Origin of the sequence: Streptomyces sp. NPDC002265 (genome assembly GCF_040296125.1) — a bacterium.
Lineage (GTDB): Bacteria > Actinomycetota > Actinomycetes > Streptomycetales > Streptomycetaceae > Streptomyces.
In genome coordinates, this window is sequence record NZ_JBEOWS010000507.1 from 1 (window position 1) to 4,943 (window position 4,943).

Here is a 4,943-nt window from a genome sequence, read left to right on the forward strand (position 1 = left end):
GTCTCCCAGGACCAGGGCGGTCCGGGCGCCGGAGAGCTCTATGACGTCGAACCAGGCGCCGCCCGCGCCCGGTCCGGGCAGCCGCAGGTGTGCGATGTCGACCGCTGTGGTGACGGCGGGCCGCTGCGGCAGCAGCCGCCGTTTCAACGTGGCGGCTATCGTGCGTTCGCGCATGAATCGGCGGGCGTTGTCGATGGACAGCGCGGTGTGGGCGCACGCGTCCGCCGTCAGGCCGAGGTCGCCTTCCTCGAAGGGCTCCTCGGCGCCTCGACGGTAGAGGCTGACGACTCCCATGGCCTGGCCGCGCAGCGCGAGCGGGGCGACGATCAGGGAGTGGGCGTCCGACTGCGCGATCGAGGCCGCGCGGGCCGGGTCGGCCGACAGCCAGGGGGCATCGGGCTTCACGTTGACGAGCCTCGGACGCAGGTCGGTCAGTACCCGTGAGAACGGCGTGGCGTCGGGCAGCCTGCTCACTTCGCCCACGGGATGAGCGGAGACCACTCCGCGGAACGCGGCTCGCAGAAGCTGGACGGCTCCCTCGACCGGCGCCAGCGGCGGATCTTCGCCCCGTACGACCCCGTCGATGATCTCCACCACCGCGATGCCGCAGAGTCCGGGTACGACCGCGTCGGTCAGGGCCCGGCAGGCGCCGATGACGTCGAGCTGTTCGCCGACGCGCTCGCGTACCGCTTCCAGGATCCTCAGGCGCTGCGCGGCCTGTACCCGGTCGGAGACGTCGAGAGCCAGGACGACGAGTCCCGCCCCATCGGCATGCAGGCTCTGCACACGGATGTACGACAGGGAGTAATACCGGGCCCGACGGTCGTCGCCGGGCACGCGCGCCCGCACCACGTGGTCCAGCACCGGCCGGCCCGACCTCAGTACATCGCGCGCAACCTTCTCCTCAGCGGGCACGGCAAGCTCGTAGACCTCGGTGAACACCTCACCGATCACGGACACCGGACGCGTCGGTCTCGGGGTGCAGACCCCGCTGACCTCGAGGATGCGCAGTTCGGCATCCAGTACATGGAAGATCATCGGCGAGCACGTCGACAAGGCCTCCACTATGGCGGAGGTCCACCGGCCCTCGCCGTCGACCGCGCGCGACACCAGCTCACTGATGTGTCTGCCCTCGGCCTCCCGCGCCGACCATCCGAAGGTCTCCTCGGCCGAGACGGACCATTCGATCACCCGTCCGTCCTGCGCGAGCAGCATGAATGATCCGTCACCGGGCACGACACACACCTCCAAGGCGGTCATTCCCGAGGCCACCTCGAGCGGCCACCCAGGCTTCTGCCCGTTTTCACCCTATAGCGCCCTTCGGAGCGCAGCCTCGGCAACGGCGGACGCGGCCGCTCACGAGGCCGGGGACGGCGTTCCCGAGGTCGGGGATGGATGGGCTCCCCCGTTCGCTCCCCGTCCGCCGAGACGGCCAAGGACGGACGGAGGGCCTTGACCGTCTCGCCCGTGCCAATGGTGTCGTTGTCGGGTGAACTGCTTCGGCCGTGCCTGCCCGGTGCCGGGCTTCTTGACGAGCTGGATGCCGGCCCGCGTTCCGCCGTCGACCGTCGGGCAGCACGGACCACCACCCACCTGGGCAGACGAACGACAAGGCCGTCGAGAACGATACGTATCGTTTCGTTCCATCGCGAGAGCGTGTTACGGTCGAGGAACAAGCGAAACGATACGTATCGTTTCTTTCCGTCTCTCCCCAAGGACGTGAAATGAAGGGCTACACCGTCCCCCTGACTCCCCGCGGTATCGCGAACCTGGCGCCCAAGCCGCCGTGGCACTACGCCGGCACGGTGGTGGGTGTGGAGTTCTTCACCGACCCGGCCGCCGCCGCCGCGACCCTGCCCGAGGGCCTGACCCCCGACCCGGACTCCCCCGGCCGCGGTGTCGCCATGTTCATCGACTGGCAGTTCTCCGCCGGCGACCTGGAGTACCTGGACCCCGCACGCTCGCAGTACCGGGAATTCCTCGTCACCCTCGACGCCCGCCACGACGACACGCCCGTGGCCTGGTGCCCGTACATCTACGTCGACAACGACTCCGCCATGGCCCGCGGCTGGATCCAGGGCTTCCCCAAGAAACTCGGCACCGTCCACCAGACCCGCGCCTACTCCGTCGGCGGGCCCGGCACCCCGGTCCTCGGGCCGGGCGGACGGTTCGGCGCCACCGTCTCCGCCGCGGGGCAGCGCATAGCCGAAGCCGAGGTCACCCTGACGCAGGCGGTCTCCGACCCCTCCACCCTGATGAACCGCCCCATGGTCAACCTGCGCCACTTCCCGCGCCTGGCCGCCGGACAGCACGACCAGCCCGCCGTCCACGAGCTCGTCATGTCCGTCCTGGACAATCCCACGATCAGCGACGCCTGGGTCGGCACCGGCGACCTCTCCTTCCTCCCCGCCCGCGGCGAAGAACTCGCCGACCTGGCCATCCAGCGCACCGGCAAGGGATTCCACTTCGACCTCGCCTACACCGTGACCGACCTGACGACCCTCGCGGATCACAGCAACTGAGCACACTCACGCCCTACGCGAACCGCCCCCGTCACATCGGCCCCGGGGCACGGAACACCACGTGGCGTTCCCACCGCAGCCGCACCCCCGAGTCTTGGAGACACGACCGAAGCTCACACGACTCGGGAGTCGGCGTGCCCGTCCGCACCCTGCTCGGTACCTGCTCACCGGCCAGGGTGCACCGACAGCAGGCAAGGGTGGCCGCGGTGGTGCCGGCCAGGTTGCGGATCCATGGCGCATGGCTCGCGACGGTTTTAGCGTTGGGGGGGTGCACGAGGGCATGGTCACGCTGTTCCTCGGCGGGGACGTGATGCTCGGCCGAGGTGTCGATCAGATCCTCCCGTTCCCCGGTGACCCGGCGCTGCGAGAGGCGTACATTCACGACGCCCGTGCCTACGTCGACCTGGCGGAGGCGGCGAACGGGCCGATCCCGCAGCCGGTCGACTTCCGCTGGCCGTGGGGCGAGGCGCTGCCGGTCCTGGACGAGGCAGCGCCGGACGTGCGGGTGGTCAATCTGGAGACAGCCGTCACCGGTGACGGGGAGTTCATGCCCGGCAAGGACATCCACTACCGGATGAGCCCGGCCAACCTGCCGTGCCTGGCCGCGGCCCGGCCGGACGTCTGCGCACTCGCCAACAACCACGTGCTCGACTTCGGCCCACGCGGCCTCCACGAGACGCTGGACGCCCTGGCCGAGGCGAGGCTGCGGACGGCGGGGGCAGGCCCGGACGAGGTACGGGCGAGACAGCCGGCGATCGTACCCGTGGGCGCCGACGGCCGGGTGCTGGTCTTCTCCTTCGGTCTGCCGTCCAGCGGAATCCCGAAGGACTGGGCCGCCACCGGGCAGCGGCTCGGTGTCGACTTCGTCGCGGAGCCTTCGGCAGCCGTCGCCTCCGCGTTCGCCGACCGTCTGCGGCAGGTCAGGCGGCCGGGGGACATCGCGATCGCCTCGGTCCACTGGGGCTCCAACTGGGGCTACGCCGTCTCGCGCTCCGACGTCCACTTCGCCCACGCGCTCCTCGACGCGGGCGTGGACGTCTTCCACGGGCATTCCTCGCACCATCCGCGTCCGCTTGAGGTGTACCGGGACAGACTCATCCTGTACGGCTGCGGTGACCTCGTCGACGACTACGAGGGGATCGGCGGCTACGAGAGCTACCGGGACGACCTGCGGGTGCTGTACCTGGTGTCGGTGGAGGCCGACACCGGCCGGCTGGTCGACGCGCGGTTGGTGCCCCTGCGGGCGCGCAGGATGCGGCTGGAGCACGCCTCCTCCGAGGACACCGAGTGGCTGCGCGCCGTCCTCGACATGCACTGCCGAGCGTTCGGCACCCGCGTCGACGACGGGCCCGACGGCACGCTCACGCTACGGCCCGTGCACACCGGGCAGCACACATGACGTGGACCTCGGACGGGGACCGCTCAGCATGTATGCGTCGAATGCGACCCGCCCCTGGCCTGGGCCGGACCCCGATGCGCGTTCATGTCGTGGCCGGTTCTGCTCATAGGGTTACCGGCCGACGCTCCTGCCCGACCCGAGGTTCGGGCGCACCACGGCGACGGGTCGTCGGCCGTGGTGAAAGCGCTGGGTGCAGTGCTGGTGGAGAGCAAGGCCGTGGGATGACACACCCCACGCCAGAAGCGCCTCACGCAGTGGTGCGCATTCGTTCTCCGCTGGAGTGAGGATGGAAGTACGGGGCGCATGCACACGGCGCTGTCCGCCGTGTTTCCCTGGGGCGAGGAGGCCGGATCGTGTTGTTCCTGGATCGCCGGGATGCCGGCCGACAGCTGGCTTCCGTGCTGAAGCATCTCAAGGGTGCCGATGTCGTGGTGCTGGGGCTGCCTCGCGGCGGTGTCCCTGTCGCCGCGGAGGTCGCGAAGGCGTTGGGCGCGCCGCTGGACGTCTGCCTGGTGCGCAAACTGGGCGTGCCGTTCCAGCCGGAGCTGGGCATGGGGGCCATCGGCGAAGGCGGCGTCCGCGTGATCAACGACGAGGTGGTGCGCACCGCGCATGCCACTCCGCACGACCTGGCCGAGGTCGAGGCCCGCGAGCGGGAAGTGCTCGAAAGCCGTGCACGGCGCTACCGGGAAGGACGGGACCCGGCAGTCCTGGCGGGCCGCACGGTACTGGTCGTCGACGACGGCGTCGCCACCGGCTCGACGGCGCGCGCGGCCTGTCAGATCGCCCGCGCTCACGGGGCGGCGCGGGTCGTGCTGGCGGTTCCCGTGGCCCCGCACGACTGGACCACGCGCCTGGGTGCGGACGCCGACGAGCTGGTGTGCCCGCACACTCCGTGGGACTTCTACGCGATCGGCCAGTTCTACGCCGACTTCTCCCAGACCGACGACGACGAGGTCGTCGCCTGTCTGCAGGAAGCGCTCGCCCGCCCGGCGAGCGCCCGCCGGGCCCCGCCCGGGCAG

At 70.5% G+C, this 4,943-nt stretch carries 4 protein-coding genes; 3 read left to right on the top strand and 1 reads right to left on the bottom strand.

Features of this window, described 5'->3' with window-relative positions:
• Nucleotides 1-1,260: PAS domain S-box protein (locus ABT085_RS43615; protein ID WP_351621952.1), on the bottom strand; the 1,260-nt coding region annotated here is incomplete at its 3' end.
• Nucleotides 1,261-1,724: 464 nt separating this feature from the next.
• Between ABT085_RS43615 and ABT085_RS43620 the strand changes: the two genes are divergently transcribed.
• From ABT085_RS43620 to ABT085_RS43630, 3 genes are all read left to right on the top strand, one after another.
• Nucleotides 1,725-2,522, top strand: coding sequence for an acetoacetate decarboxylase family protein (locus ABT085_RS43620; protein ID WP_351621954.1), 798 nt, complete (start codon nucleotides 1,725-1,727; stop codon nucleotides 2,520-2,522).
• Between the two features lie 238 nt (nucleotides 2,523-2,760).
• Nucleotides 2,761-3,921, top strand: coding sequence for a CapA family protein (locus tag ABT085_RS43625; RefSeq protein ID WP_351621957.1), 1,161 nt, complete (start codon nucleotides 2,761-2,763; stop codon nucleotides 3,919-3,921).
• 353 nt (nucleotides 3,922-4,274) lie between these two features.
• The coding region (locus tag ABT085_RS43630; protein ID WP_351621959.1) for a phosphoribosyltransferase at nucleotides 4,275-4,943 on the top strand (669 nt) is incomplete at its 3' end.

Excerpts from the sequence above, each read along its gene's own strand:
- ABT085_RS43620 (WP_351621954.1), top strand. The coding sequence starts at position 1,725 with ATGAAGGGCTACACCGTCCCCCTGACTCCCCGCGGTATCGCGAACCTG.
- ABT085_RS43625 (WP_351621957.1), top strand. The coding sequence starts at position 2,761 with ATGGCTCGCGACGGTTTTAGCGTTGGGGGGGTGCACGAGGGCATGGTC.